The organism is Trujillonella humicola, assembly GCF_046233715.1.
In the GTDB taxonomy this organism is placed as follows: Bacteria; Actinomycetota; Actinomycetes; order Mycobacteriales; family Geodermatophilaceae; genus Trujillonella; species Trujillonella humicola.
In genome coordinates this window covers 1-26,894 of sequence record NZ_JBJNRJ010000032.1, presented here as the reverse complement: position 1 = coordinate 26,894, position 26,894 = coordinate 1, and the positions used below count along the sequence as shown (strand labels likewise).

The 26,894-nt window shown below is 75.9% G+C and carries 24 protein-coding genes; 17 read left to right on the top strand and 7 right to left on the bottom strand.

Annotated elements, in window-relative coordinates:
- Nucleotides 1–98 precede the first annotated feature (98 nt).
- A complete protein-coding gene (locus ACK586_RS15870) occupies nt 99–1,613 on the bottom strand; it encodes a VWA domain-containing protein (RefSeq protein ID WP_409331462.1) in 1,515 nt (504 codons plus the stop codon).
- A gap of 7 nt (nt 1,614–1,620) precedes the next feature.
- Entirely contained in the window at nt 1,621–2,511 is an 891-nt protein-coding gene (locus ACK586_RS15865) for an AAA family ATPase (RefSeq protein WP_409331461.1), read from the bottom strand.
- A 213-nt stretch (nt 2,512–2,724) separates the two neighbouring features.
- Here ACK586_RS15865 and ACK586_RS15860 point away from each other — a divergent pair, with 213 nt between their 5' ends.
- The gene (locus tag ACK586_RS15860) at nt 2,725–3,312 is read left to right on the top strand and encodes an antibiotic biosynthesis monooxygenase (protein WP_409331460.1); all 588 of its coding nucleotides are present in this window, start codon (nt 2,725–2,727) and stop codon (nt 3,310–3,312) included.
- Here the strand turns inward: ACK586_RS15860 and ACK586_RS15855 are convergent, their stop codons facing one another.
- Entirely contained in the window at nt 3,313–7,923 is a 4,611-nt protein-coding gene (locus ACK586_RS15855) for an ATP-dependent helicase (protein WP_409331459.1), read from the bottom strand. It abuts the gene before it with no gap.
- A 115-nt stretch (nt 7,924–8,038) separates the two neighbouring features.
- Between ACK586_RS15855 and ACK586_RS15850 the strand changes: the two genes are divergently transcribed.
- From ACK586_RS15850 to ACK586_RS15815, 8 genes are all read left to right on the top strand, one after another.
- Nucleotides 8,039–9,184: an acyl-CoA dehydrogenase family protein gene (locus tag ACK586_RS15850; RefSeq protein ID WP_409331458.1), complete on the top strand. Its 1,146-nt coding sequence runs from the start codon at nt 8,039–8,041 to the stop codon at nt 9,182–9,184.
- A gap of 7 nt (nt 9,185–9,191) precedes the next feature.
- Nucleotides 9,192–10,472 (top strand): MFS transporter, encoded by a 1,281-nt coding sequence (locus ACK586_RS15845; protein ID WP_409331457.1) that lies wholly within the window; start codon nt 9,192–9,194, stop codon nt 10,470–10,472.
- A gap of 32 nt (nt 10,473–10,504) precedes the next feature.
- Complete coding sequence (locus ACK586_RS15840) at nt 10,505–11,269, top strand: crotonase/enoyl-CoA hydratase family protein (protein ID WP_409331456.1); 765 nt, start codon at nt 10,505–10,507, stop codon at nt 11,267–11,269.
- Nucleotides 11,270–11,522: 253 nt separating this feature from the next.
- Nucleotides 11,523–11,903 carry a MarR family winged helix-turn-helix transcriptional regulator gene (locus ACK586_RS15835; protein WP_409331455.1) on the top strand — a complete coding sequence of 127 codons (381 nt, stop codon included), beginning with the start codon at nt 11,523–11,525 and terminating at the stop codon, nt 11,901–11,903.
- Complete coding sequence (locus ACK586_RS15830) at nt 11,900–12,535, top strand: hypothetical protein (protein WP_409331454.1); 636 nt, start codon at nt 11,900–11,902, stop codon at nt 12,533–12,535. Before ACK586_RS15835 ends, ACK586_RS15830 begins: the two co-directional genes overlap by 4 nt.
- Before the next feature lie 10 nt (nt 12,536–12,545).
- The gene (locus ACK586_RS15825; protein WP_409331453.1) at nt 12,546–12,740 is read left to right on the top strand and encodes a DUF3046 domain-containing protein; all 195 of its coding nucleotides are present in this window, start codon (nt 12,546–12,548) and stop codon (nt 12,738–12,740) included.
- Nucleotides 12,741–12,969: 229 nt separating this feature from the next.
- Nucleotides 12,970–14,004 carry a recombinase RecA gene (gene recA / locus ACK586_RS15820; protein ID WP_409331452.1) on the top strand — a complete coding sequence of 345 codons (1,035 nt, stop codon included), beginning with the start codon at nt 12,970–12,972 and terminating at the stop codon, nt 14,002–14,004.
- 5 nt (nt 14,005–14,009) lie between these two features.
- Nucleotides 14,010–14,681: a regulatory protein RecX gene (locus ACK586_RS15815; protein ID WP_409331451.1), complete on the top strand. Its 672-nt coding sequence runs from the start codon at nt 14,010–14,012 to the stop codon at nt 14,679–14,681.
- A gap of 31 nt (nt 14,682–14,712) precedes the next feature.
- On the opposite strand, the gene ACK586_RS15810 is transcribed toward ACK586_RS15815, so the two are convergent.
- Entirely contained in the window at nt 14,713–15,168 is a 456-nt protein-coding gene (locus tag ACK586_RS15810; protein WP_409331450.1) for a hypothetical protein, read from the bottom strand.
- Nucleotides 15,169–15,358: 190 nt separating this feature from the next.
- Between ACK586_RS15810 and miaB the strand changes: the two genes are divergently transcribed.
- The gene (gene miaB / locus ACK586_RS15805; protein WP_409331449.1) at nt 15,359–16,846 is read left to right on the top strand and encodes a tRNA (N6-isopentenyl adenosine(37)-C2)-methylthiotransferase MiaB; all 1,488 of its coding nucleotides are present in this window, start codon (nt 15,359–15,361) and stop codon (nt 16,844–16,846) included.
- Between the two features lie 70 nt (nt 16,847–16,916).
- Here miaB and ACK586_RS15800 read toward each other — a convergent pair whose 3' ends face one another.
- Nucleotides 16,917–18,521: a DUF349 domain-containing protein gene (locus tag ACK586_RS15800; RefSeq protein ID WP_409331448.1), complete on the bottom strand. Its 1,605-nt coding sequence runs from the start codon at nt 18,519–18,521 to the stop codon at nt 16,917–16,919.
- A gap of 40 nt (nt 18,522–18,561) precedes the next feature.
- Between ACK586_RS15800 and ACK586_RS15795 the strand changes: the two genes are divergently transcribed.
- Genes ACK586_RS15795 through dapF form a run of 3 tightly spaced genes read left to right on the top strand, consistent with a single transcriptional unit; the run spans nt 18,562 to nt 21,247 of the window.
- On the top strand, nt 18,562–19,332 hold the full coding sequence (locus ACK586_RS15795; RefSeq protein ID WP_409331447.1) for a class III extradiol ring-cleavage dioxygenase family protein: 771 nt from the start codon (nt 18,562–18,564) through the stop codon (nt 19,330–19,332).
- A complete protein-coding gene (gene miaA, locus ACK586_RS15790) occupies nt 19,329–20,333 on the top strand; it encodes a tRNA (adenosine(37)-N6)-dimethylallyltransferase MiaA (protein WP_409331446.1) in 1,005 nt (334 codons plus the stop codon). The genes ACK586_RS15795 and miaA overlap by 4 nt, the downstream gene beginning before the upstream one ends.
- Nucleotides 20,330–21,247 (top strand): diaminopimelate epimerase, encoded by a 918-nt coding sequence (dapF, locus tag ACK586_RS15785; protein WP_409331445.1) that lies wholly within the window; start codon nt 20,330–20,332, stop codon nt 21,245–21,247. The genes miaA and dapF overlap by 4 nt, the downstream gene beginning before the upstream one ends.
- 13 nt (nt 21,248–21,260) lie before the next feature.
- On the opposite strand, the gene ACK586_RS15780 is transcribed toward dapF, so the two are convergent.
- Nucleotides 21,261–21,464, bottom strand: a complete 204-nt coding sequence (locus ACK586_RS15780) for a hypothetical protein (protein ID WP_409331444.1) — start codon at nt 21,462–21,464, stop codon at nt 21,261–21,263.
- Nucleotides 21,465–21,636: 172 nt separating this feature from the next.
- On the opposite strand from ACK586_RS15780, the gene hflX reads away from it, so the two are divergent.
- The 3 genes from hflX (at nt 21,637) to ACK586_RS15765 (ending at nt 25,059) form a co-directional block, all read left to right on the top strand.
- The gene (gene hflX, locus ACK586_RS15775) at nt 21,637–23,133 is read left to right on the top strand and encodes a GTPase HflX (RefSeq protein WP_409331443.1); all 1,497 of its coding nucleotides are present in this window, start codon (nt 21,637–21,639) and stop codon (nt 23,131–23,133) included.
- A 74-nt stretch (nt 23,134–23,207) separates the two neighbouring features.
- Complete coding sequence (locus ACK586_RS15770; RefSeq protein ID WP_409331442.1) at nt 23,208–23,972, top strand: phosphatase PAP2 family protein; 765 nt, start codon at nt 23,208–23,210, stop codon at nt 23,970–23,972.
- Nucleotides 23,926–25,059 (top strand): SMP-30/gluconolactonase/LRE family protein, encoded by a 1,134-nt coding sequence (locus ACK586_RS15765; RefSeq protein WP_409331441.1) that lies wholly within the window; start codon nt 23,926–23,928, stop codon nt 25,057–25,059. Before ACK586_RS15770 ends, ACK586_RS15765 begins: the two co-directional genes overlap by 47 nt.
- Nucleotides 25,060–25,094: 35 nt before the next feature.
- On the opposite strand, the gene lexA is transcribed toward ACK586_RS15765, so the two are convergent.
- Nucleotides 25,095–25,871, bottom strand: a complete 777-nt coding sequence (gene lexA / locus ACK586_RS15760) for a transcriptional repressor LexA (protein WP_409331440.1) — start codon at nt 25,869–25,871, stop codon at nt 25,095–25,097.
- A gap of 563 nt (nt 25,872–26,434) precedes the next feature.
- Here lexA and ACK586_RS15755 point away from each other — a divergent pair.
- Complete coding sequence (locus tag ACK586_RS15755) at nt 26,435–26,689, top strand: LysM peptidoglycan-binding domain-containing protein (RefSeq protein WP_409331439.1); 255 nt, start codon at nt 26,435–26,437, stop codon at nt 26,687–26,689.
- The last annotated feature ends 205 nt before the right edge of the window (nt 26,690–26,894 follow it).

The window sequence follows — 26,894 nt, the reverse complement described above, 5'->3', positions numbered from 1 at the left end:
CTCCAGTGTCCCCGCCCGGCCCGGCCCGGGCTCGGGGGCGGTGTCCCCGCGCTGCCGGGGACCGGGCCCCGCCGACGCGCCGGGTGCGGTCGCTGCGGTCAGTGCGCGTGGTGGTGGTGGTGGTGCCCGGCTGCGTGGTCGTGCCGTCGCCGTCCCGCGTCCGCCACGGCCGGCTGCCCCCCGGGAGCGACCGAGGCGGCCGCCGCGCCGAGTCGTTCGGTGAAGGCACGGAGGTCGCGGAGCGTGCGGCACTCCACGACGGTGTCGCAGTGCGCGGCGTACCGGCTGATGTCCGAGTCGCCGGTGCCCCACGACTCCTGGGGCTCGGGGTTGAGCCAGTGCACCGCCCCTGCCTGCCGGCGCACGTCGGCGAGGGCCTCGGTCCTCGGATCGAGGTCGTTGCCGCGCGCGTCCCCGAGCACGAGGACCGTGGTGCGGCGGGTGAGTTGCGGCGCCCACCGCTCGGCGAAACCGGCGAGGGCGTTGCCGTAGTCGCTGCGCCCGTTGAACCCGACGCCGGCTCCGGCCTCGTTGAGCACGTGCGCGATCTCGGTGGGGTCCGCGGCCCCGTCGATCAGGTCGGTGACCTCCTCGATGGCGTCGACGAAGGCGAAGCTGCGGATGGAGGTGAACTCCGAGCGCAGCGCGTGGATCAGCTGCAGCGTGAAGGTGGCGAAGGTCGACACCGACCCGGAGATGTCGGCGAGGACGACCAGCTGCGGCTTGGCCGGGTGCGGCCGGCGGAACAGCGGCGTCACGGGGACGCCGCCGGTGCTCATGGCGGTGCGCAGGGTGCGGCGGATGTCCAGCGCGCCGTGGTGGTGCTGCCGACGCCGTCGGGCCATCCGGGCGGCGAGGGAGCGGGCGAGCGGTCGCAGCGCCTCGCGCATCGCGGCCACCTGGGTCGGCGACGCACCCAGGAACGCCATGTTCTCGGGCAGCGGGGTCCGCAGTCTCCTGGCCACGTCCTCCGCCCCGCGGTCGGCCACCAGGCGTCGGCGGATCTCGGTCTCCAGCGCCCGTCCCAGCTCCTGCGCCTGCGCCCGGGCCGCCAGCCGGGCGACCTCGGAGGGCACGCGGTCCCCGTCGGCCTCCGGGTCCGCCGCGTGGGCGAGGCGGACGACGATCTCGTTGGAGTCGATCATGCGCAAGGCCCGGTAGAGGTTGTAGCCGACGTCCTGGGGCCGGTCGGGCCGGACGGCGGCGTGCCGGTCGACCACCACGCGGGCGAGGGCCCGCAGCAGGACGGCGTCCTCCTCCCGCAGGCTCTGCACCAGCAGGTCGCGGAGCGCGTCATCGTCGAGGTGCTGGAGGCCACGTGCCGGACCGCGCCGCGGCCCCCGGTGACCGCCGTCCCCGTCCCCGCCGGCCCCGCCGGGTTCCTCGTCCTCGGCCGGCTCCTGCAGTGCGAAGAACGTGTCGAAGACGGTGTCGTAGGTCGTGAGGTGCCCGGCGTCCTTGATCAGGACCGCGCGCAGTGCGACGCGCACCGCGCCCCGGTCGAGGACGTCGATGCGCGTCATCGCGCGGGCGGCGTCCACGACGGCACTCACCGGAACCGGCACGCCGACCTCGCGCAGCTCGGCGACCAGGCCCTCGACGGCGGTCAGCACGCCGGGCTCACCGGAGCCGGGTCCGCGCCAGCTCGATGTCGCTCTGGTGCTTGAGCAGCACGGACAGGTGCCGCAGCAGCGCCTCGCCGTCGACCTCCGCGACGCCGAGCAGCAGCAGCGTCCGCGCCCAGTCGATCGTCTCCGACACCGAGGGCCGCTTCTTGAGGTCCAGCTGGCGCAGGCCGGCGACCGCGTTCGCCACCTGGCCGGCGAGGGAGTCGGAGATCCCCGGCACGCGGGCGAGGACGATCTCCCGCTCCCGCTGGGGTGACGGGTAGTCGACGTGCAGGAACAGGCACCGGCGCTTGAGCGCCTCGGACAGCTCCCGGCTGTTGTTCGAGGTCAGGAACACCAGTGGCCGGCGGCGGGCGGTCACCGTGCCGAGCTCGGGGATGGAGACCTGGTAGTCGGAGAGGACCTCCAGCAGGAGCGCCTCGGTCTCGACGTCGAGCCGGTCGACCTCGTCGATCAGCAGGACGACGTCGTCCTCGGCGCGGATGGCCTCGAGCAGCGGCCGGCGCAGCAGGTAGTGCTCGCTGAAGATGTCACCCTCGACGTCGTCCCAGCGCTCGCCGGTCGGCTGCCCGGTGTTGCCGGCCTGGATGCGCAGCAACTGCTTGCGGTAGTCCCACTCGTAGAGCGCCTTGGCCTCGTCGAGGCCCTCGTAGCACTGCAGGCGGATCAGCCGGGCGCCGGTGGCGCGGGCGACCGACTTGGCCAGCTCGGTCTTCCCCGTCCCCGCCGGTCCCTCGACGAGGACGGGCTTCTCCAGCGCGGCCGCCAGGTGGACGGTCCCGGCGATCGTCTCGTCCGGCAGGTAGTCGACCGCGCGCAGCGCCTCGGTCACCGCGCCCGGCGTCGCGACCGCCGTGGACGGCTCGACGAACGTCTCCGACATCGGTGCCTCCCGGCCAGGACGGCGCGGCCGTCACCCGTGACCGCCCCCGGGGCCGGCCGCCGGCCAACGTAGCCGACCCGCGGGGCGGGCTCCGGTCCCGACGACCAGGTGGCGGGGATGCGGCGGCGGTGCGGCCGGGGACCGGTCGGGCGCGTGCGCTGTGAGAGCGCCGACACCAGGATGACCACGCCGCGCGTGCGTGTTGACCCGAGTGTGCAGGCCCTCGCTCTCCGTTCCCGGCTGGCCCGGACCGACGTCGTCGCGCACCGCCCGGAGCCGGTGACGGTGACGGCCGCCCGCGTCGTCCGGCCGCACCGGCGCCAGGCCTTCGAGGAGTGGGCCGAGGAGGTCCTGCGCGTGGCCCGGACCTTCCCCGGCAACCTCGGTGGCACCCTGCTGCGCCCGGGCCCGGGCAGCTCCGAGTACCACCTCGTCTACCGCTTCAGCGACGACGCGGCCCTGGCCGCCTGGGAGCGGTCGCCGCAGCGGCAGGCAGCGCTGGCGTCGATGCGGGAGATGGTGGACGGCGAGCGCATCTCGCGGGTGGCCGGCCTCGACAGCTTCTTCACCCGGCCGGCCCGGCCCGGCCCGCGCTGGCGCTCGACGGTGCTGACCGTGGTCGCCGTCTTCGGCATCACGCTCGGCTTCCAGCTCCTCGTGGCGCCGCACCTGGAGAGCTGGCCGCTCCCGGCACGGTTGCTGCTGTCGGCCACCGTCGTGGTGCTGCTGCTCGGCTACGTGGTCATGCCGGCGTTGACCCGGCTGCTGCACGGCTGGCTCCACCCACCCACCCGGCGGTAGTCAGCCCCGCAGCCGCAGCCCGCGCGGGGTCGCGGCGAACCCGGCCGCCTGCAGCGCCGCCGACAGGGGCGTGGACTCGTGCACCGACGCGCCGTCGGCCTTCTGCACCACCATCCGGCCCAGGGCCCCGGCGGCCACCGCGCCCGACAGCGCCGTCGCCGCCTCCTTGAGCGCCTGCTCGTCCTCGGTCCACGACAGCAGCGTCTTGCCGCCGCGCTCGACGTAGAGCACCAGGTCGCCGTCGACGAGCACCACGAGGGCGCCGGCCTTGCGCCCGGCCCGGTGGCCGCTGCCGCGCCGGGCCGCCGTGCCCTCGCCGATGTCGACCGCGCCGGTGTCGACGGCGCCGTCGCCGTCCGCCCCGGCCGCCGCCCCGTCGGGACGATCCGGCCACGGCAGCGCGGCGCCGTAGACGTTCGCCGGGTCGGTCGCGGCCAGCACCACCGTGCCGGTGGCGGGCCGGTCGGGTGCGGCGAAACCGCGGAGCCGGTCGACCGAGCCGGGGGTGCCGAACTGGGCAGCGCCGAGCGTCTCGACGAAGTAGCCGCGCCGGGCCCGGCCGTTCTCCTCGAACGCCCGCAGCACCGGGTAGACGGCGGAGAACCCGCCCGGGACCTGCTCGGCCATGACCGCGCCGCGGGTCAGCACGCCGTGCCGCTCGAGCAGCGCCTCGGCGCGGGCGGTGGTGCGGCGGGTGGGGTCGGCCTCCCGCTCCGGCAGCCGCGACCACCGGCCGGCGACCGTGGGCGGCCCGCCGCGGGTCGGCATCGCCGGCCGTCCCAGCCGCGGGCGGCCGTAGCGGGAAACCCGGGCCCGCGGGGGCGCGGGAGCCCGGCGGTGGGTCCCGGCGCCGGCCAGCCGGGTGCGCAGCGGCGCGAGCGTGTCGTTGGTGAGCTGCCCGGACCAGACGAGGTCCCAGACCGCGTCGGCCAGTGCGGCGTCGTCGGTCGCGCCCACGAGGTCGGACAGCCCGCGGAAGAACATCGCCTGCCCGCCGGCGAGGCCCTCGAGGACGGCGGCGCCGTACCCGCCCTCCTCCGGCGGCTCCAGCGCCTCGGGCAGCAGCAGGTGCGCGACGTCGGCGGGCACCAGGCTCACCCAGCCGTCGTTGCCCGGCAGCGCGCCGGCGCCGGCCCACAGCACCTCCCCGGCGCTGGTGAGCTCGTCGAGCATCGCGGGGGAGTAGTCGCGCACCCGCGAGGGCAGCACCAGCGACTCCAGCGCGCTGGCCGGCACCAGGGCCCCGGCCAGCTGCTCGACCACGGCGAGAACGCCGTCCGTGCCGCGCTGGCGGCTGCCCACCGACTGCCACGCGGGGGTGAACCGGGCCAGGGTGCCGATCGGCACCGGCTCGACCTCCTGGCGCAGCTTCGCCAGGCTGCGCCGGCGCACCGAGCGCAGCACGTCGGCGTCGCACCACTCCTGGCCGGTGCCGCCGGGCCGGAACTCGCCGGTGACCAGCCGGCCGGTGCCCACCAGCCGCTGCAGGGTCGCCGTGACGACCGCGACGCCCAGGCCGAGCCGGCGGGCCACCTCGTCGGGCTGGAACGGGCCGTGGGTGCGGGCGTAGCGGCCGACGATGTCGCCCAGCGGGTCGGCCACCGGCTCGGTGAAGGCCTCCGGCACGCCGACGGGCAGCGCGGTGCCGAGCGCGTCGCGCAGCCGGCCGGCGTCCTCGATCGCGACGTGCCGCTCCTCGCCGGCGATGCGGACGACGATCGCCCGGCGGGACGCGACGAGCTCGGCCAGCCAGTCCGCCGGGACGCCGCGGGCCGCCGCCTCGGTCGGGGTGAGGTCGCCGACGTACCGGAGCAGGTCGGCCGCGCCGTCGACGTCGCGGGGGTGCCGCGGTGCGGGCAGCCGCTGCAGCTCGGCCTCGACCTCGGCCAGCGCCTCGGCGTCGAGCAGCTCGCGCAGCTCGGAGCGGCCGAGCAGCTCGGCGAGCAGGCCGGTGTCCAGGGCGAGCGCCTGGGCGCGGCGCTCGGCCAGCGGCGCGTCGCCCTCGTAGAGGAACTGCCCGACGTAGCCGAACAGCAGGGAGGTGGCGAACGGGGACGCCGTCTGCGTCTGGACGTCGACCACCTTGACCCGGCGGGCCTGCACGTCGCGCATCAGCTCGACCAGGCCCGGCACGTCGTAGACGTCCTGCAGCACCTCGCGGGCGGCCTCGAGCGTGATCGGGAACCCGGGGTACTCGGCCGCCACCGAGAGCAGCTGGGCCGCCCGCTGGCGCTGCTGCCACAGCGGGGTGCGCCGGCGCGGGTCGCGGCGGGGGAGCAGCAGGGCGCGGGCGGCGCACTCCCGGAACCGGCTGGCGAACAGGGCCGAGTCGCCGACCTGCGCGGTCACCTCGCGCTCGACGTCGTCGGGATCGAGCACGGCGAGGTCGGCCTCGGGCGGCTCGCCGGTGGTGTCGGGCAGCCGCAGCACGATGCCGTCGTCGGAGTGCATGGACGCGACGTCGACCCCGTACCGCTCGCGCAACCGGGCGGCGAGCGCCTGCGCCCAGGGGGCGTTGACCTGCGCGCCGAAGGGGGAGTGCACGACCAGGCGCCAGTCGCCGAGCTCGTCGCGGAAGCGCTCGACCAGCAGCGTCCGGTCGTCGGGCAGGTGGCCGGTCGCGGCCTTCTGCTCGGCGAGGTAGGCCAGCAGGTTGTCGACGCCCCACTCGTCCAGGCCCGCGGCGCGGGCCCGCTCGCGGGCGGCCTCGGGGCCGGCCGAGCCGACCTCGCGCAGGAACGCCCCCAGCGCCCGGCCGAGCTCCAGGGGGCGGCCGGGCGCGTCGCCGTGCCAGAACGGCATCTTCCCGGGCTGGCCCGGGGCGGGGGAGACGAGCACCCGGTCGTGGGTGATCTCCTCGATCCGCCAGGACGACGACCCGAGCAGGAAGACGTCGCCCACCCGGGACTCGTAGACCATCTCCTCGTCGAGCTCGCCGACCCGCCGGCCCCCGGTCTCGCCGCCCACGAGGAAGACGCCGAACAGCCCACGGTCGGGGATGGTGCCGCCGCTGGTCACCGCCAGCCGCTGGGCGCCGCCGCGGGCGGTGAGGGTGTCGGTGACCCGGTCCCAGGTCAGCCGCGGCCGCAGCTCGGCGAACGCGTCGGAGGGGTAGCGGCCGGCGAGCATGTCGAGCACCGCGTGCAGCGCCGACTCCGGCAGCCCGGCGAACGGCGCCGAGCGGCGGACCAGCGCGCCGACCTCGTCGACCGTGCGCGGCTTCTCGGAGACGATCGCCACGATCTGCTGCGCCAGCACGTCGAGCGGGTTGCGCAGGTACCGGATCGACTCGATCGCGCCGGCCTTCATCCGCTCGGCGACCAGGGCGCACTGCACCAGGTCGCCGCGGTACTTCGGGAACAGCACGCCGCGGCTCACCGCGCCGACCTGGTGCCCGGCGCGGCCGACCCGCTGCAGGCCCGCGGCCACGGTGGGCGGCGCCTCGACCTGCACCACCAGGTCGACCGCGCCCATGTCGATGCCGAGCTCCAGGCTGGAGGTGGCGACGACGGCCGGCAGCCGGCCGGACTTCAGCGCCTCCTCGACCACCGCCCGCTGCTCGCGGGAGACCGAGCCGTGGTGGGCCGCGGCGACCGGCGTGAACGCCTCGGGTACGCCCCCGCCGGCGCCGGCCTGCGCCATCAGCTGGGCCGGCGTCGAGCCGGCCGGCACCGGCTCGCCGGTCTGCCGCTCGTAGGCCAGCTCGTTGAGCCGGCTGGTCAGCCGCTCGGCCAGCCGCCGGGAGTTGGAGAAGACGATCGTGCTGCGCGAGGCCTCGACCAGGTCCAGCACCCGCTCCTCGACGGCGGGCCAGATCGACGTCCGGGGCTGGTTCCCCGCGGCCGACCCGTCCAGCTCGCCGGTCGGCTGGCCCAGGGCGCTCATGTCCTCGACCGGGACGACGACCGACAGGTCCCACTGCTTGGCCGAGCCGGGCGCCACGACCTCCACCGGGCGCCCACCGGCGAGGAAGGTGGCCACCTCCTCGATCGGCCGCACCGTGGCCGACAGCCCGATCCGCTGGGCCGGCCGCTCCAGCAGCTCGTCGAGCCGGTCGAGGGTGACCGCCATGTGCGCGCCGCGCTTGGAGTCGGTGACCGCGTGCACCTCGTCGACGATCACCGTCTCCACGCCGCGCAGCGCCTCCCGCGCCTGGCTGGTGAGCAGCAGGAACAGCGACTCCGGCGTGGTGATCAGGATGTCGGGTGGCCGCCTGGCGAAGGCGCGGCGCTCCTCGGCCGGGGTGTCGCCCGAGCGGATGCCCACGGTGATCTCCGGCCGGGGCAGGCCCAGCCGCAGGGCCGCCTGGCCGATGCCGGTCAGCGGTGCCCGCAGGTTGCGCTCGACGTCGACCGCGAGCGCCTTGAGCGGCGAGACGTAGAGCACCCGGCAGCGGCGGATCTCCTCGGCGGGCGGCGGGGTGCTGGCCAGCCGGTCGAGCGACCACAGGAAGGCGGCCAGCGTCTTCCCCGAGCCGGTCGGCGCGACGACGAGGGCGTGCCCGCCGGAGCTGATCGCCGTCCAGGCGCCCTCCTGGGCGGCCGTCGGCTCGGCGAAGGCACCGGTGAACCAGGCCTTCGTGGCCTCGGAGAACCGGTCGAGAGCGGACACGCAGCCAGTGTCACCCCGGGGTACGACACTCCGCCGCGCGCGACCGGTCGTCCGCCGCCGAGTACCCCTGATCGGGTCACGCGGCGGCGTCGGTGGCCTGGGGCACACTGCCGCCATGCGCTCCACGCTCCACGAGGCCGACCACGAGGACTTCCGCGCCACGGTGCGCGCCTGGGCGGAGAAGACCGTCGCGCCGTTCCACGACCGGTGGGAGGCCGAGGGCATCGTGCCGCGGGAGGTGTGGACCTCCGCCGGCGCGCAGGGGCTGCTCGGGACCGACCTCGACGAGCGGTACGGCGGCGGCGGGGTGCGTGACTACCGCTACAACGTCGTCGTCGACGAGGAGCTCGCCCGCATCGGCGCGTCGGGCGTCGGATTCACCCTGCACAACGACGTCGTCGGCCCCTACCTGCGCGACCTGGCCACCGAGGAGCAGAAGGCGCGGTGGCTGCCCGGCTTCTGCAGCGGAGAGCTGATCACCGCCATCGCGATGACCGAGCCCGGCACCGGCAGCGACCTGCAGGCGATCACCACCACGGCCCGCCGGGACGGCGCCGACTGGGTGCTGTCGGGCGCCAAGACGTTCATCACCAACGGCATCAACGCCGACCTCGTCGTCGTGGTGGCCCGCACCGATCCCGACGCGCCGGGCTCGCGCGGCACCAGCCTGCTGGTGGTCGAGCGCGGCATGCCCGGCTTCACCCGCGGCCGCAACCTCGAGAAGGTCGGGCTCAAGGCGCAGGACACCGCCGAGCTCTTCTTCGACGAGGTGCGGGTGCCGGCGGCGAACCTGCTCGGCACGGAGAACGGCGGCTTCGGCCACCTGATGGACAACCTGCCGCAGGAGCGGCTGTCGATCGCGGTCACCGCCGTCGCCTCGGCCGAGACGGTGCTCGCGCAGACGCTGGACTACGTCCGTGACCGGACGGCGTTCGGCCGGCCGGTGGGCAGCTTCCAGCACAGCCGCTTCGTCCTCGCCGAGCTGCACACCGAGACGACCATCGCCCGCACGTTCGTCGACGAGTGCGTGCGGCGGCTGAACGCCGGGGAGCTGTCGGCCGTCGACGCGTCCATGGCCAAGTACTGGACCTCGGAGCTGCAGAACAAGGTGGCCGACCGCTGCCTGCAGCTGCACGGCGGCTACGGCTACATGGACGAGTACCCGGTGTCGAAGGCCTGGCGGGACGCGCGCGTGCAGTCGATCTACGGCGGCACCAACGAGATCATGCGCGAGATCATCGGCCGCTCGCTGGGGCTCTGAGGCTCCGGTGGACAGCACGCGCGCCGATCCCGCGGCCGCCCGGGACCTCGCCGGGGTCCAGCGGCGCACGGTCGCCGTCCTCGCCGGGGGAACGGCGCTGAGCGGTCTCGGCGTCACGATCGGCATCACCCTCGGCGGCCTGCTGGCCCGCGACGTCGCCGGCAGCGACGCCGCATCCGGGTTGGGGCAGACCGCCGGAGTGCTCGGGGCGGCGGTGCTCGCCGTCCCGCTGGCCCGGATCAGCGACCGGGCCGGGCGCCGGGCGGGGCTGGCCGCCGGTTTCGCCGTCGCCGTCGCCGGGGCGGTGGTCACCGTCGTCGCGGCGGCGCTGTCGTCCCTGCCGCTGCTGCTGGCCGGGTTGTTCGCCTTCGGGGCGGCCACCGCCTGCGGGTTGCAGGCCCGCTACGCCGCGGCCGACCTCGCGACCCCGGCGCGGCGCGGCCGCGACCTGTCGCTGGTGGTCTGGGCGACGAGCGTGGGCTCGGTGCTCGGCCCGAACCTGGCCGGCCCGGGCGCCGACCTCGGGGTGCGGCTCGGGCTGCCGTCCCTGGGCGGCGGCTTCGCGCTCTCGGCCGCGGTCTTCCTGCTCGTCGCCGCGCTCCTGCTGACCCTGCTGCGGCCGGACCCGCTGCTGCTCGCCCGCAGGCTGCGTGGTGGCGGCGCGGGGGCGCCGGCGCGCACGCGCCGCGCGACGCGGTCGGCGCTGGCCGCGGTGTGGGCTGCCCCCGGCGGGCGGCTGGGGCTCACCGCCGTCGTGGTCTCGCACGCGGTGATGGTCGGCGTGATGGTCATGACGCCGGTGCACATGGGCCACGCCCACGGCCCCGAGGGGACGACGCTGCGGCTGATCGGCCTGGTCATCAGCGTGCACGTGGCCGGCATGTACCTGTTCTCGCCGGTCGTGGGCTGGCTGGCCGACCGCGCGGGCCGGCGGGCGGTCGTGGCCCTCGCGGCCGGGCTGCTGCTCGCCGCCGCGGCGCTGTCGGGCACCGCCGGTCCGGCCGACGCGGGCCAGCTGGGCGTGGGGCTGTTCCTGCTCGGCCTGGGCTGGTCGTGCGGGCTCGTCGCCGGGTCGACGCTGGTCACCGAGTCGGTCGACGCCGCGCAGCGGCCCACCGCCCAGGGCGGGACCGACCTGCTGATGGGCCTGGGCGCGGCGCTGGCCGGAGTCCTGGGCGGCCCGTTGCTGAGCTGGGGCGGGTACGGGCTGGTCGCCGGCGTCTCGGCGGCGCTGGTGCTCCCGCTGGTCGCCGTCCTGCTGGCGACGGCCGGCCCGCGGCGCGGGTGACCCGGGGCCCGCGATGCGCTAGGCAGGTCGGTGTGACCGACGAACTGCTGGTGGAGCGCCGCGGCGCCGTCCTCGTCCTGACCATCGACCGGCCCGAGGCGCGCAACGCCATCTCCCTCGCCGTCGCCGAGGGGATCGCGGCGGCCGTCGACCTGCTGGACGGGGACGACGACCTCCGGGTGGGCGTGCTGACCGGTGCGGGCGGCACCTTCTGCAGCGGGATGGACCTCAAGGGCTTCCTGCGCGGAGAGCTGCCCGTCGTGCCCGGCCGAGGGTTCGCCGGTCTGGTCCAGGCGCCGCCGCGCAAGCCGCTCGTCGGCGCGGTCGAGGGGTGGGCGCTGGCCGGCGGGTTCGAGCTGCTGCTGGCCTGCGATCTCGTCGTCGCCGCCGAGGACGCGCGGTTCGGCGTGCCGGAGGTCAAGCGGTCGCTGGTGGCCGCCGGTGGCGCCGCGCTGTGGCTGACCGAGCGGATGCCCCGGGCGCTGGCGCTGGAGATGCTGCTGACCGGCGAGCCGATCGACGCGGCCCGGGCGGCCGAGGTCGGCCTGGTGAACCGGCTGACCGCGTCCGGAGGGGCGCTGGCCGGTGCTCTGGAACTCGCCGGGACCATCGCCCTGAACGGCCCCCTGGCCGTGGCGGCGACCAAGCGGATCGCGGTCGCCGCGCGTGGGTGGGACGCCGACCGTGCCTGGCGCGAGCAGGCCGCGATCAGCGACCCCGTGCTGGCCAGCGAGGACGCCCGGGAGGGCGCGGCGGCCTTCGCCGAGAAGCGGGCGCCGATCTGGCGCAACCGGTGAGCCCGGCGCCGGGTCAGCGGCCGCGGTAGTTGCGCCAGAGCAGCACCAGCGACAGCAGCAGGCAGACGGCGATGCCGAGCTGCAGCGCCGTGTCGAGGGCGGCCGATCCGGTGGTGATCACGTCTCCAGCATAGGCGCGGGGAGCTATCGTGAAGGCACTTCACGATGAAGGAGATGCACGATTCCCGGTGCCGAGGACCCGCTGACCGCGCTCGACCGGCTGCTCGAGGTCACCGTCCTGCTCGGCCGCGACATGGCGGAGGGTCTTGCTGCGCTGGGGCTCACGGTCCCGCGGGCCACCCTGCTGTGGCACCTGCGCGCGCACGGTCCGAGCACCCAGCGCGCCATCGCCGACGCCTTGGGCGTGACCCCCCGCAACGTCACCGGGCTCGTGGACGGGCTGGCCGACGCCGGGCTCGTCGCGCGCGGCCCGCATCCCACCGACCGGCGGGCGACGCTGGTCTCCTTCACCGACCGCGGCTCCCGGCTGGTCGCCGACCTCGGCGAAGGGCAGGCCGAGCTGGCCGGTCAGCTCCTCGGTGGCCTCGGCCCGGACCGCCTGGCGGGCCTGGTCGCCGCCCTGGACGAGGTGCTGGTGCGGCTGCGCGAGCTGGTCGACGGGGCGGCGTCGTGAGCGCGGCGGCCCGGGCCGCCGACGTGGCGCGCCGGGGCCTGGAGCTCGAACTCGCCATGTGGCGGGCGCTGCTGCGCTGGGTGCTCCGCCGCCCCCGGGTGCCCGACGGGGCGGAGGCATTCCCGTCCGCGGGCGCCTCGACGCCGGTGATCTGGGCCTTCGTCGTCGTCTCGGCGATCGAGGTCGTCGTCGTGCACCTGCTCGTGCCGTGGGACGCCCTGCGCCTCGTCCTGGACCTCGCCGGGGTCTACGGGGTGCTGTGGATGCTCGGGCTGCTGGCCGCCCTGCGGACGACACCGCACTGGGTGGACGGCACGGGGCTGCGGGTGCGGCACGGGTTCGCCGCCGTCGACCTGCACCTGCCCTGGGCGGACATCGCGGCGGTGCGGGTGCGCCGCCGGTCGGTGGAGGGCTCGCGGACGGTGCGCCTGCACGTGGGCGGCCCGCATCGGGCCGTGTCGGTGAACCAGGCGTCCGCGACGCAGGTCGACCTCGAGCTGCGGACGCCCCGCGTCCTGTCCCACCGCCGCGCCGGCTCCGAGCCGGTGACCGAGCTGCGCATCGCCGTCGACGATCCGGCCGCGCTCGTCCGGCGCCTGCGTGCCGGGATGGGCGCCGCGTCGGCACGCTAGCGTCGGGGACGTGCGTCTGCAGGAGTTCTGGGCCAGGCTCGAGGAGCAGTTCGGGTCGATGCGGGCGCAGAGCGTCGTGCGCGACCACGTGTTCGCCGCGCTCGGCGGCCGGACGGCGGCCGACGCGCTCGAGGCGGGACTGCCCGTGCGGCGGGTGTGGCTGGCCATCTGCGAGGAGTACGAGGTCCCCGTCAAGGACCGCTGAGGGGTCGCCAGCCGGCGGACGGGGGAGCGCGTCGCGGGCCTCCTGGGGCCGCTGGGACCCGTGGCGTGTCGGGCTGGCGGTCGAACACGTGTTCGGCCTACTGTGTTCCACAGGCCGGGTGTTCCTCCACAGGTGCGGTCGGTCCCCCGGAAGTGTCAGACCTCGTCCCTAGCGTCGGCACCGATCCGATTGACACCCACAGCACCGTGACTTCCCGAAGGTGAACACCATGGCAACGCTCGACCGCGACAAGGCCCTCGACATGGCCCTCGCCCAGATCGACAAGCAGTTCGGCAAGGGCTCGGTCATGCGGCTGGGCGACAGCGCCGCGCAGGCGATCAAGGTCATCCCGACCGGCTCGATCGCCCTCGACATCGCGCTGGGCATCGGCGGCCTGCCGCGCGGCCGGGTCGTCGAGGTGTACGGCCCCGAGGCCTCCGGCAAGACGACCGTCGCGCTGCACGCGGTGGCCAACGCGCAGGCCGCCGGCGGCATCGCGGCGTTCATCGACGCCGAGCACGCCCTCGACCCCGAGTACGCGCGGGCCATCGGGGTCGACACCGACGCCCTGCTGGTGAGCCAGCCCGACACCGGTGAGCAGGCGCTCGAGATCGCCGACATGCTGATCCGCTCCGGCGCGCTGGACATCATCGTCATCGACTCGGTGGCCGCCCTGGTGCCCCGCGCCGAGATCGAGGGCGAGATGGGCGACAGCCACGTCGGCCTGCAGGCGCGCCTCATGAGCCAGGCGCTCCGCAAGATCACCGGCGCCCTGAACAACTCCGGGACGACGGCGATCTTCATCAACCAGCTGCGCGAGAAGGTCGGCGTGGTCTACGGCTCGCCCGAGGTCACGACCGGTGGCCGCGCGCTGAAGTTCTACTCGTCGGTGCGCCTGGACGTGCGGCGCATCGAGACGCTCAAGCAGGGCACCGACGCGGTCGGCAGCCGGGTGCGCGTCAAGGTCGTCAAGAACAAGGTGGCCGCGCCGTTCAAGCAGGCCGAGCTCGACCTGCTCTGGGGCGCCGGCTTCAGCCGCGAGGGCGGCCTCATCGACATCGGCGTCGAGCAGGCCATCGTGAAGAAGTCCGGGGCCTGGTACACGTACGAGGGCGACCAGCTGGGCCAGGGCAAGGAGAACGTCCGCGGGTTCCTGCGCGACAACCCCGACCTGGCCGACGAGATCGAGAAGAAGATCAAGGAGAAGCTGGGCATCGGCCCGCAGATCGACGCGCCGGCCGTTCCCGACGCCCCCGACTTCTGAGCCCGGTGGGCGAGGAGCCCGAGGGTCGGCGCGAGGGCTACGGCCCCTGGGGTGCCGCTCCGTCCCGGTCGCGTCGGCGGCGCGCCGCATCCCCGGACCGGGATGCAGCCGCGCCGCCGGGCGACCCGGCGGACGACCCCGGCGATGCCGAGGCCGTCGCCCGGGCGATCTGCCTGCGGGCGCTGACCGGGGCCGCGAAGACGCGCCGCCAGCTCGCGGAGATCCTGGCGCGCAAGGGGGTCCCGCCCGACGCGGCCACTGCGGTCCTCGACCGCTTCGGCGAGGTCGGCCTGATCGACGACGCCGCCTTCGCCCGCGCGTGGGTGAACTCGCGACAGGCCGGCCGGGGGCTGTCCCGCCGGGCACTGGGCGCCGAGTTGCGTGCCAAGGGCGTGCAGGCCGAGGACGCCGAGGAGGCATTGGCCCTCGTCGACGACCAGGACGAGTGGGACGCCGCCCGCCGGCTGGTGGCCCGGCGCGTCCCGAGCCTGCGCCGCGTCGATCGCGAGACCGCCCACCGCCGGCTGCTCGGCATGCTCGCCCGCAAGGGCTACGGCGCGGGGCTGGCCGGCATCGTGGTCCGCGAGGCGCTCGACGGCTCGTGGGACGCCGAGGAGGACGACGCCGGAGCCGGCGCAGGTCACCCCGAGCAGGGGCTCGACGCGTTCCTGCCGTGAACGAGCACGAGGCGGCTCGCTACCGGTCCGCTCAGACCGCCTCGGACCGGAGGAGCCCGGCCCACGCGGTCACGTCGACGGCCAGGCCGTCGGGGGACTCGTCGTCGGGCACCAGCCAGGCCTGCTCGTTGCTGCGGTCACCTGCCAGCCAGGTCTGGATCTGGGCGTCGAAGTCGCCGTCGTCGGTGCCCGGGCGGCTCACCCCGCCGAGGAAGGTGAGGTCCACCTCGACCTCGCCGGGGAAGCGCAGCACCAGGCGGCAGCGGGACCGACGGTGCCGGGCGGGCGGCACGACCTCGCGCACGACCGCCGTGTCGGCGCCGGCAGCCGTCGCGAACGCCGGCGCGGCCGAGCGCAGCCGGTTGACGAAGTCCTGCGCGGCGTCCGGCTGGTCGTCGGACAGCCGCGTCACCGCGGGCAGCGGCGGCACGACGGGGCGAAGAGCGGTGTCCACGCCGTGGTTCTCGGCAGTACCTCGGGAGGTCATGACCGCCGTCCGTCCCATGCGCCACCCGGGTCCCGCCCGCCGCACCACGGTCCCGCCCGCCGCCTCCCGCCCGCCGCCTCCCGCCCGCCGCCTCCCGCCCGCCGCCTTCCGGCCGCCGCCTCCCGGCCGGGGGCGGCCGGGAACCGGCGCAGCGGTCGGGCTGCCGGGCCGCCGTACGCTCGTCGGCGACATGGACAGCGCAGCCTCGCCCCGCGACGACGCCCCGGCGCGCACCTACCGGGTGCGCACGTACGGGTGCCAGATGAACGTGCACGACTCCGAGCGCCTCGCCGGCCTGCTCGAGGCCGCCGGGTACACCGCGGCCGACGACGGGGACGACGCCGACGTCGTCGTCCTCAACACCTGCGCGGTGCGGGAGAACGCCGACAACCGGCTCTACGGCAACCTGGGGCACCTGCGGCCGGTGAAGGACGCCCGGCCCGGCATGCAGATCGCCGTCGGCGGCTGCTTGGCGCAGAAGGACCGCGGCGAGATCGTGCGGCGGGCGCCGTGGGTCGACGTCGTCTTCGGCACCCACAACGTCGGGTCGCTGCCGGCCCTGCTGGAGCGCGCCCGGCACAACGCCGAGGCCCAGATCGAGATCGCCGAGGCGCTCGAGGTGTTCCCCTCCACGCTGCCCGCCCGGCGGGACTCGGCCTACGCCGGCTGGGTGTCGATCAGCGTGGGGTGCAACAACACGTGCACGTTCTGCATCGTCCCGGCGCTGCGCGGCAGGGAGAAGGACCGCCGTCCCGGCGAGATCCTCGCCGAGGTGCAGGCGCTGGTGGACCAGGGCGTGCTCGAGGTGACGCTGCTCGGCCAGAACGTGAACGCCTACGGCGTCGAGTTCGGCGAGCAGGGCGCCTTCGCCGACCTGCTGCGTGCAGCCGGTCGGATCGAGGGGCTCGAGCGCATCCGCTTCACCAGCCCGCACCCGCGGGAGTTCACCGACGACGTCATCGCCGCCATGGCCGAGACCCCGGCGGTGTGCCACCAGCTCCACATGCCGCTGCAGTCGGGGTCGGACGACGTGCTGCGCCGGATGCGCCGGGCGTACCGGCAGGATCGCTACCTCGGGATCATCGACCGGGTCCGCGCCGCGATGCCCGACGCCGCCATCACCACCGATGTCATCGTCGGCTTCCCCGGGGAGACCGAGGCCGACTTCCAGCAGACCCTCGAGGTGGTCCGGCAGGCCCGCTTCGCCGGCGCGTTCACGTTCCAGTACTCCAAGCGGCCCGGGACCCCGGCTGCGGAGATGGACGGGCAGCTGCCCAAGGACGTCGTCCAGGAGCGCTACCTGCGGCTCACCGCGCTGCAGGACGAGATCAGCTGGGCCGAGAACCGCGCGCAGGTCGGCCGCACGGTGGAGCTGCTGGTGGCCGCCGGGGAGGGCAGCAAGGACGCGCGCACCGGACGGCTGTCCGGACGGGCGCGTGACGGCCGGCTCGTGCACTTCACCGCGGCGACCGGCGTCCGCCCGGGCGACGTCGTCCAGACGGTGATCACCCAGGCCGCGCCGCACCACCTCGTCGCCGACGGGCCGCTGCTGTCGCACCGGCGCACGCGGGCCGGCGACGCATACGAGGCCGGGACGAGACCGACGACCCCCGGAGTCGCACTGGGCATGCCGCGGATCGGCGTGCCCGAGCCACTGCCCGTGTCCACCGGCTGCTGACCCAGGCATAGGAAGCTCCACCCACGTCCTCGGCCCGAGGACGTGGGTAGAGCTTCCTATGCCTCGTGGGTCACCGGCGGGAGGAGGCCTTCTCGGCCTCGGCCAGCCACTCCCGCCGGGTGGCGAGGTTGGCCTGCGCCTCGGAGATCCGACGGGCGTCCGCGGAGGCCTCGGCCTTGGCCAGCTGCTCCTCGGCCTTCGTCACGGCCGCACGCATCGAGATGACCATCGGGTTCTCCGGGGCGGTGCGCACCCGGCCGGCGTCGGCCGCGCCGCGGACCCGCTGTTCGACGGCTTGCATCCGGTCCTCCAGCGACCGCATGGCGCCGCGCGGGACGTGCCCGATGGCGTCGTAGCGCTCCTGCAGCTTGCGCAGGGCGTTCTGCGCGCCGCGCAGGTCCTTGGCCGGGTCCAGCTTCTCGGCCTCGGCCAGGATCTGCTCCTTGGCCTGCTGGTTGGCCAGCTCCTCGGTCGTGCGCGCCTTGTCCGACTCGGTGCGGGCGGCGAAGAAGACGTCCTGCGCGGCGCGGAACTGCTTCCACAGGTCGTCGTCGCCGTCACGACCGGTGCGCGGCACCGCCTTCCAGCGGTCCATGAGCGAGCGCATCGCCGCGCTGGTCGGGCCCCACTCGGTCGACGTGGACAACCGCTGCGCCTCGGCGATCAGCTCCTGCTTGGCCGCCCGGGCCTCGCCGCGCTGCGCGTCCAGGGCGGCGAAGTGAGCACCGCGCCGGCGACCGAAGGCGTCGCGCGCGGCGGCGAACCGCTGCCACAGCGCCTCGTCGGTCTTGCGGTCGATGCCGCGGATCGTCTTCCACTCCTCGACGATCGCCTTGAGCCGGTCGCCGGCCGCCTTCCAGGCCGTGGACTCCGCGGCGATCTGCTCCGCCTCGGCGGCCAGCGCCTCCTTGCGCGCGATCTGCGCGGCGCGGTGGGCCGCCTTCTCCGCCCGGGACTCGGCGGCCGCGGAGTCCGCCGTCTCCACCATGGCGCGGGCCCGGGCGGCCAGGCCGTCGAGGTCGCCGACGGCGGTGGCGGTGGGGATCTGCTCGGCGAGCGCCTGCGCCTTGCTCTTCAGCTCGCCCGGGTTGCCCGTGTGCGCCCGCAGCCGGGCCTCGAGCAGGGCGACCTCGGTGGCCAGGTCGTCGTAGCGGCGCCCGAAGTGGGCGAGGCCGGCAGCCGGATCACCCGCCTGCCAGGACCCGACGGCGCGCTCGCCGTCGGCGGTGCGCACGTAGACCGTGCCGTCCTCGTCCACCCGGCCCCAGGCGGTCGGGTCCGACGCCGGTGCCGTGGCCGGCTCGCCGGCGTGGTGCGCGGGCAGGGCGGCCGGTGCAGGGTGAGCGGCGACGGCGGCTCCCGCCTCCTCGGGCAGCGGGCCCGGCACCACCGGCTCCGCGGGCGGCTCGGTGCCGGCCGGGGGCTCGGCGCCGGCCGGGCTCTCGCTGGCGGCGGGCTCCGCGGGGACCGGCCCGGCGGCCGCCGCGGGAGCCGGTTCAGCCGCCGTCTCGGAGGCATCCGCGGCCGTCGGATCGGCCAGCACCGCGTCCGCGGGGCTGGGCGCCGCCGGGGTCCCGGCCTCCGGGGCGACGGCCTCCGTGGCGGCCGGGGACCCGGCCTCGTCGGGGGTGGGGACCTGCTGCGAACCGTCTACGGGGCTCTCCGTGCTCGACACGCACCGCAGTGTCCCACGTCGCATCGGCGACACTGCTGCCGTGACGACTGATCAGGCCGGACACGCCGCCGTGCCGGCCGCCGTGTCCGCCGGCGGCGCCCCGGCGGGGTCGCTGTCGATCGCCTTCTGCCCCTGCCCGCCGCTGCTGCACCCCGCGGTCGAGGGCCGGCCGGCGGAGGAGACGACGGCGCTGCGGCGCGCGTGCGCCGAGGCGGTCGAGGCGCTGCTGGCCGACGGGCCCGAGGCCGTCGTCGTCGTGGCTCCCGGCGTCGACGGCCGCTGCGGCGCCGGTGATGCCGGCGACCTGCGCGGCGTGGGGGTCGACGTCGAGGTGGCCTTCAGCGGCGGCGTGCGCCCCGGCGGCCGCCGCACCCGGCCGGCGCTGACCCTCGGCGCCTGGCTGCTCGACCAGGCCGGGTACGCCGGGCTGCGGCTCGGCGTCGGCCCGGCCGGCCTCGCCGCCGCCCTCGCCGATCTCGACGGCGGCACCGTCGGGGTCCTCGCCCTGGGCGACGGCTCCGCCCGGCGCAGCGTCAAGGCCCCCGGCTACCTGGACGGGGCCGCGGCGCCGTTCGACGCCGCGGTCGCCGCCGCGCTCGCCGCCGGCGACGCCGCGGCGCTCGCCGCCCTGGACGCCGAGGAGGGGGAGCGGCTGCTGGCCGCCGGGGTGCCCGTGTGGCGCGCGGTGGGCCAGGTGGTCGAGGGCCGCACGGTCACCGCGCGGCTGCACCACGACGCGGCACCGCTGGGGGTCGGCTACCTCGTGGCGTCCTGGACGGCGGCCCCGACGGCGTCGCCGACGGCACCGTGACCGGTCCGGCGCTACCGCCGGTGGTCGCCGTGGTGGGGCCGACGGCGACGGGCAAGACCGCCCTGGCCGTCACGCTGTGCCGGCGGCTGGGCGGTGAGGTCGTCAACGCCGACTCCATGCAGCTCTACCGCGGCATGGACATCGGCACCGCGAAGCCCGACCTCGCCGAGCGTGGCGGCGTCCCGCACCACCTGCTCGACCTGTGGCACGTGCGGCAGCCGGCGTCGGTGGCCGAGTACCGGGACCGCGCGCGCGCCGAGATCGACCGCCTCCGGGCGGCCGGCGTGCTCCCGCTGCTGGTCGGCGGTTCCGGCCTGTACGTGCGCGCGGTCCTCGACGAGCTCGACTTCCCCGGGACCGACCCGCAGGTGCGCGCCCGGCTGGAGGCCGAGCTGGCCGAGGTGGGGCCCGCCGCGCTGCACGCCCGCCTGGCCGCGGTCGACCCGGCCGCGGCCGCGGCGGTGCTGCCCGGCAACGGCCGGCGGATCGTCCGCGCCCTGGAGGTGGTGGAGCTGACCGGTCGGCCCTTCCGCGCCTCGCTGCCCGAGCCCCGCCCGCACTACCCGGCCGTGGTCGTCGGGCTGGACCGGGAGCCGGCCGAGCTGGACGAGCGGATCGCCCGCCGGGTCGACCGCATGTGGGCCGCCGGATTCGTCGCCGAGGTGGAGGCGCTGGCCGCCGAGGGGCTCCGGGAGGGCCCCACCGCGTCCCGGGCGCTGGGCTACGCCCAGGTGCTCGCCCAGCTGGACGGCGAGCTCTCCGCCGCGGGGGCGCGGGAGCGCACCGTCACCACCACCCGGCGCTTCGTGCGCCGTCAGCGCTCCTGGTTCCGGCGCGACCCCGCGACCAGCTGGTTCGACGCGGGGCGGCCCGACCTGGCCGACGCCGTCGCCGCGGTGATCACCGGCCGTACCCTGGACCGGGTGCGCGGCGGTGAGCCGTGCAGCAGCACAGCAGCGCCGCGCACGCGACCGGCGGGCGCCGGCGAGGAGGACCCGTGAGCACGCACGACCGCGTCCTGGTGGGGCACGGCACGGAGAACGACTTCGTCGTCCTGCCCGACCCCGACGGCAACCGCTGGCCGCAGGACCGGCTGGACGCCGCGATGGTCCGCCGGCTCTGCGACCGCCGCGCCGGCCTCGGTGGGGACGGCGTCCTGCGGGTCGTGCGCAGCATCCACGTCCCCGACGCCGCGGCGGTGCTCGGCGAGGACCTCGACCGCTGCGAGTGGTTCATGGACCACCGCAACGCCGACGGTTCCCTGGCCGAGATGTGCGGCAACGGCGTGCGGCTGTTCCTGCACGTGCTGGTCACCGAGGGTCTGCTCGACCGGGCCGCGTGCGCCGACGGGGTGTGGATCGGCACCCGGGGCGGACCGCGCCGGGTGGGTGCGGGGGACGACGGGACCTACTGGGTCGACATGGGCCCGGCCCGGGAGTTCGGCCGCGGCTCGACCGAGGTGGGCGGGCACCGCTTCGACGGGCTCGCGGTGTCGATGGGCAACCCGCACCTGGCCTGCCTGACCGACGTCGACCTCGACGCGCTGGACCTCTCCGGCCGGCCGGAGGTCGACCCGGCGCTGTTCCCCGACGGCGTCAACGTCGAGCTCGTGACCGTGCTGCGCGGGGCAGCCGAGGGCCGGGACGTCGAGGGCGCCGACGCGCACGTCCGGCTCCGGGTGCACGAGCGCGGGGTGGGGGAGACCCGCTCCTGCGGAACCGGTGCGTGCGCCGCGGCCTACGCCGCACTGGTCGCCGGTGGCGCGGCCGCCGGGACCGTCGTGGTCGACGTCCCCGGCGGCCGGCTGACCGTCGACGTCTCGCCGCAGACCACCGTGCTGCGCGGCCCGGCGGCCGTCGTCGCCGTCGGCGAGCTCACCGCCGAGTGGCTGGAGGGGCCGGCCGACCGGCCCTGACCCGCTCCCCCGATCAGGGCCGGTCGGGGGTGTCCGCCCGTGTCTCCGGCTCGTCGGTCGGCGCCTCGGGCTTGTCCGCCGGACCCACGTTGCCGGTGCCCCGGGGCCGTCCGCGGCCGGTGTCCTGGTCCGGGCCGCCGAACGGGTTGCGCGGCGGGTCGAGCCCTGCCGGGTCGCGGCCCGGGTCGTCCAGCCCCTCGCTGCTGCTGGTGCTCACGGGTGCCTCCTCGTGTCCGGTGTCCTCTCCCTGTCGGGACGGCCCTACCCGCACGGGGGCGGGATGCATGCGGGCTCCGCCGGCGTTGTACCCACCGATGACACGAGCAGTGATCTCCACGGAAGAGACAACTCAGGTGCCCGGGCGGAACGGGCATGCCACGCTGGAGCCGATGACCACCGCACAGAACCGCGCCGTGCTCGCCGACGCGCAGGACCGCGCCGAGCGTGCCGCCGGCGCCACCCCGCCCGCCGAGGAGGCCGTGCGTCCGGCCGGCCGCTGGGACGAGCCCGACGACACCACCGGGAGCTACGACCTCGAGCAGCGCGGCGCGCTGCGCCGCGTCGCGGGCCTGTCCACCGAGCTCGCCGACGTCACCGAGGTCGAGTACCGCCGGCTGCGCCTCGAGCGCGTGGTGCTGGTCGGGGTGTGGACCGAGGGCACGCAGGCCGACGCCGACCGGTCCCTGGCCGAGCTCGCCGCGCTGGCCGAGACGGCCGGATCCCAGGTGCTCGAGGCCGTCAGCCAGCGGCGCCCGACCCCCGACGCAGGCACCTACGTCGGCTCCGGCAAGGCGGCCGAGATCCGCGACATCGTCGCCTCGACCGGCGCCGACACCGTGATCTGCGACGGCGAGCTCACCCCGGGCCAGCTGAACGCCCTGGAGAAGATCCTCAAGGTCAAGGTCGTCGACCGGACGGCGCTGATCCTCGACATCTTCGCCCAGCACGCGAGCAGCCGGGAGGGCAAGGCCCAGGTCGAGCTGGCGCAGATGCAGTACATGCTCCCGCGGCTGCGCGGCTGGGGTGAGTCGATGTCCCGGCAGGCCGGTGGACGCGTCGCCGGTGGTGGCGGCATCGGCACCCGCGGTCCCGGCGAGACCAAGATCGAGACCGACCGGCGGCGCATCCGCTCGCGGATGAGCAAGCTGCGCCGGGAGATCGCCGGCATGGCGACCGCCCGGCAGACCCAGCGCTCCAACCGCGACCGCAACGCCGTGCCGAGCGTGGCGATCGCCGGCTACACCAACGCCGGCAAGTCCAGCCTGCTCAACCGGCTCACCGGCGCGGGCGTGCTGGTGGAGAACGCGCTGTTCGCCACTCTCGATCCCACGGTCCGCCGCGCGCAGACCGAGGAGGGCCGCGAGTACACCCTCACCGACACCGTCGGCTTCGTGCGCCACCTGCCGCACCAGCTGGTCGACGCCTTCCGGTCGACCCTGGAGGAGGTGGCCGCCGCCGACCTGCTGCTGCACGTCGTCGACGGGTCCGATCCCGACCCGGTCGGCCAGATCGACGCCGTCCACGTCGTCCTCCAGGAGATCGACGCCTCGTCGGTCCCCGAGCTCATCGTGGTGAACAAGGTCGACGCCATGACCGAGGAGGACGTGCTCACCCTCCGCCAGGCGCTGCCCGGCGCGGTGTGGGTCTCGGCGCGCACCGGGGAGGGCATCGAGCGGCTGCGGGAGATCCTGGCCGCGCGGCTGCCGCACCCCGAGATCGAGGTGGACGTGCTGGTGCCCTACGACCGCGGCGACCTGGTGGCCCGCGTGCACCGGGACGGCGAGGTGCTCAGCGAGAGCCACGAGTCCGGCGGCACCCGGCTGGCCGCGCGGGTCGACGGTGCCCTCGCCGCGGCCCTCGGGGAGTTCGCCGGCCCGGTCGCCTGACCCGGCCACCCCGTGCAGCGGCGCACCGGCCCGGCCGAGGTCACGATCGGGTCACGGCCGGGTACCGTGACCCGGTGACCAGCGGCGTGGTGCGGCGCTCCCTCCCGGCCATGCTCCGGCGACCGGTGCCCGAGCACCCTCCGGTCGTGTCCGCCGGCCGGCCGACGTGGTGGGCGGTCCTCATCGCGGTCGCCGTGGCCGCCCTCCTCACGCTCGACCTCCTGGGGCACGGGCTGACCGAGCGGGTGGACCACCGGGTGTCCGACCAGGTGGCGGAGTGGGGGCTGCGTGACTCGGCGGCCTACCAGCCGCTGTGGCTGGTCACCCAGATCGGCGGCCGGGGCACGATGCTGCTCGTCCTCGCCTGCCTGGTCGGCTGGCTCCTCGTTCGGTACCGCACCGTCGTGCCGCTGCTGCGCGTGGTGCTCGCGCTGGTGCTGCTGAGCGTGGTCGTCTACCAGCTGAAGTGGGGGATCGGCCGGACCGCGCCTGCCTTCGCTGGCGGCCAGTTCCTGCACCATCCCGACGGCGAGTCCTTCCCCTCCGGGCACGTGGCCAACGCGGTGCTGCTGTGGGGGGTGGCGCGCTGGCAGGCGGTCGAGTTCGGTCTGCCCGCGCGAGCCCAGCGCATCCTGTGGTTCTTCGCGGTCGTCGGCCCGGTGCTGTGCGGCCTGGCGATGATCGTCCTGAACTTCCACTGGGTCAGCGACGCGGTCGCCGGCGCCGCCGTGGGTGTCGTCCTGCTGGGCGTGGTTCACGCGGTGGACGCGCTGGTCCTGTCACGCTGGGTAGGTGCCGCACCGCGCCGATCGGACCACGGGGGTCCAGCGTCGCCGTGACGGCTCCGGCGCGTCCCGAGGCTCGGCCGGCGCGGGGCTCGCTGCCGCCCTCCTGACCGTCGGCGGGCCGGCGCTGGTCCTGTGCTCCTCGGTCGCGCTCGCACCGGCCGCGCTCGCCGAGGAGGCCGCGCCGGCGACCACGCAGTGCGAGATCACCGATCCCCGGCTGACGGAGCTGTCCGGCCTCGTCGTGGGGGCGGACGGCACCATGCTCGCGATCAACGACGGCGGTGACCTCGTGCAGGTCTTCGCCCTCGACCCGGCCTGCCAGGTGATCCGCGTGCACGAGGCGGACGTGGATCCCTTCGACCCCGAGGACCTCGCGGTCGGGACGGACGGCACGGTCTGGCTGGCCGACACCGGGGACAACACCGGCACCCGCGAGACGGTCGCGTTGATCGCCCTGCGCCCGGACGGCTCCACCGCCGTCCACCGGCTGACCTACCCCGACGGCCCGCACGACGCCGAGGCGCTGCTGCTGGCCCCCGACGGCACTCCCTACATCGTGACCAAGGAGGTGCTCGGCTCCAGCGACGTCTTCCGGCCGGTGGCTGCACTGGAGCCCAACGGCACCGTCGGGCTGGTCGAGGTCGCCTCGGTGGACCTCACCCTGACCGGCACCCCGGGCGGGCCGGTGGGCCGGGCCGGTCAGTTGCTGGTCACCGGCGGCGCGGTTGCCGCGGACGGTTCCGCCCTGGCGCTGCGCACGTACACCGACGCCTACGTGTGGCCGCTGACCGGCTCCGACGTCGTCGGGGCGCTGGCGGGCGATCCGGTCCGCGTCGCTCTGCCCGAGTCTCCGCAGGGCGAGGCGATCAGCTTCTCCGCCGACGGGACCGCGGTCGTCGTGGCCAGCGAGGGGCTCCCGAGCGTCGTCAGCGTCGTCCCGGTGCCGACGACGACCGCGCCGGCCGGCGCCACCGGAGCGCCGGACGGCTCGCTGGCCGACGTCCTCACCGAGACCGAGGACGGCGTCTCCCCGCTCACGGCCGGTCTCCTCGCCGCCGCCCTGGCGACCGCGATCATGTGGCTCGTGGGCCGGCGACGCCGCCGGAGCACGCCGCCGGCCGGGCCGACCCGCAGCTGACCCCAGCGCCGGACCTCACCCGGCCGGGCTCCAGGTCAGACGCGGCGCAGCACCGTCACCACACGGCCGAGCACCGTCGCGTCGTCGCCGGGGATGGGCTCGTAGGCCGGGTTGTGCGGCAGCAGCCACACGTGGCCGTCCTTGCGCTTGTAGGTCTTCACCGTGGCCTCGCCGTCGATCATCGCGGCGACGATCTCGCCGTTCTCGGCGGTCGGCTGCTGCCGGACGACGACCCAGTCGCCATCGCAGATGGCCGCCTCCACCATCGAGTCGCCGCTCACCTTGAGCATGAAGAGCGTGCCCTCGCCGACCAGCTCGCGGGGCAGCGGGAAGACGTCCTCGACCGCCTGCTCGGCGAGCACGGGACCGCCGGCGGCGATCCGGCCCACGAGCGGCACGTAGGTCGGCGCCGGGCTCGCGGCGTCCTCGGCGACCGGCGGAGGCGGCGCGGCCGCACCGGCGGCGGCGATCTCGCCGGGGAGCCGGACGTCGAGGGCGCGGGGGCGGTTGGGGTCGCGCCGCAGCCAGCCCTTCTTCTGCAGCACCGACAGCTGGTGGGCGACCGAGGAGGCCGAGGAGAGGCCCACCGCCTCGCCGATCTCGCGTACGGACGGCGGGTATCCGCGGCGGTCGATCGAGTCGCGGATGACCTCCAGGACGCGCCGCTGCCGCTGGGTCAGACCATCGCCGGCCTCGCCCCGGTCCGGAAAGGTCCGGACCTCCGCGGTGGGGGCCGACGGCGTGCCGGTCGCCGTGCCGCCCGCGCGGCGCGACCCGCCGCGCCCCCCCGACGTCCCGCTGCTGCCCGCCACGTCTCCTCCTCGCCGGCCGTCCGGTGACGGCTCGTCCGTCCGCCCCGCTCGCCCGGCCGCGGTCCTCGCCCGGCCGTTCCGGAGGCGTGCCCGGACGGTAGCGCGTTCGGGCCGGCTTCTCAAACACATGTTCGAAGTCGACCGTGTCGGGCTCGCTCCTGTCGGCGGGGTGCGGTAGACATCGCACAGACGTTCGATTCGAACGGCTGTTCGATGGGCCGCCGGTGCGCGGTGGCCGTCGTGGAGGAGGCGCGGGAGTGGGCACGGTGCGCGAGGCAGGGGTCTGCGGACGGTTGCACGGCGGAGGTGCAGTCCCGTCCGGCCGGCAGGGTGGGCCCGGTTCGGGGGTCGCCGGGCCCGGGCGACCGGGGAGCGAACGCGCGGCGGTCCGGTCGCGCGTCCGCCCGGGAGGCGCGCCGCCGCCGCGCCGTGACACCGTGCGGCCGGCCGCGCGGCCCGTTCCGTGGGCGGCGGCGACCGGCGCCGGGCGGGTGCGATCGGGCCGGCGGGTTCCCGCGCCGTGCGGGAACGGGCCGCTGCGACTCACCCGGCGTGGGCGGGTCGTGCTGACAGCGCTGGCCGTCGCGGCGTCCGCACTCGCGCTGCTCGTCCTGTCCGCGGTGCTGGGGAGCGGCAGCGGGCTCGAGCTCGCCGGCGGGAGCAGCGTCGTCGTGGCGCCGGGGGACACGGTCTGGTCCATCGCGGCGGCGGTGGCCGACCCGGGGGAGGACGTGCGCGCGGTGGTCGACGCGATCGAGCGGCTGAACGACCTGGAGGGTGCCGTGGTGGTGCCCGGGCAGGTGCTCGAGGTCCCGTGATCGGGCGGGGAGGTCTATCCGTGGCGTCGACGAATCTGTCGCCGATCTTCGTCAACCCCTGGGGTGCTGCGGTCCGCCGGGAGGCGGGGGCGGCCGACCTACCGTCCCTCAGTGTCAGGGTGCTGAGCACCGCACCGGCTGGTTGCGGTGGTTGGGATCCTGGCCAGTGGTGATCTGGCTCCTACCGTCCGTGCCGCTCCCGATG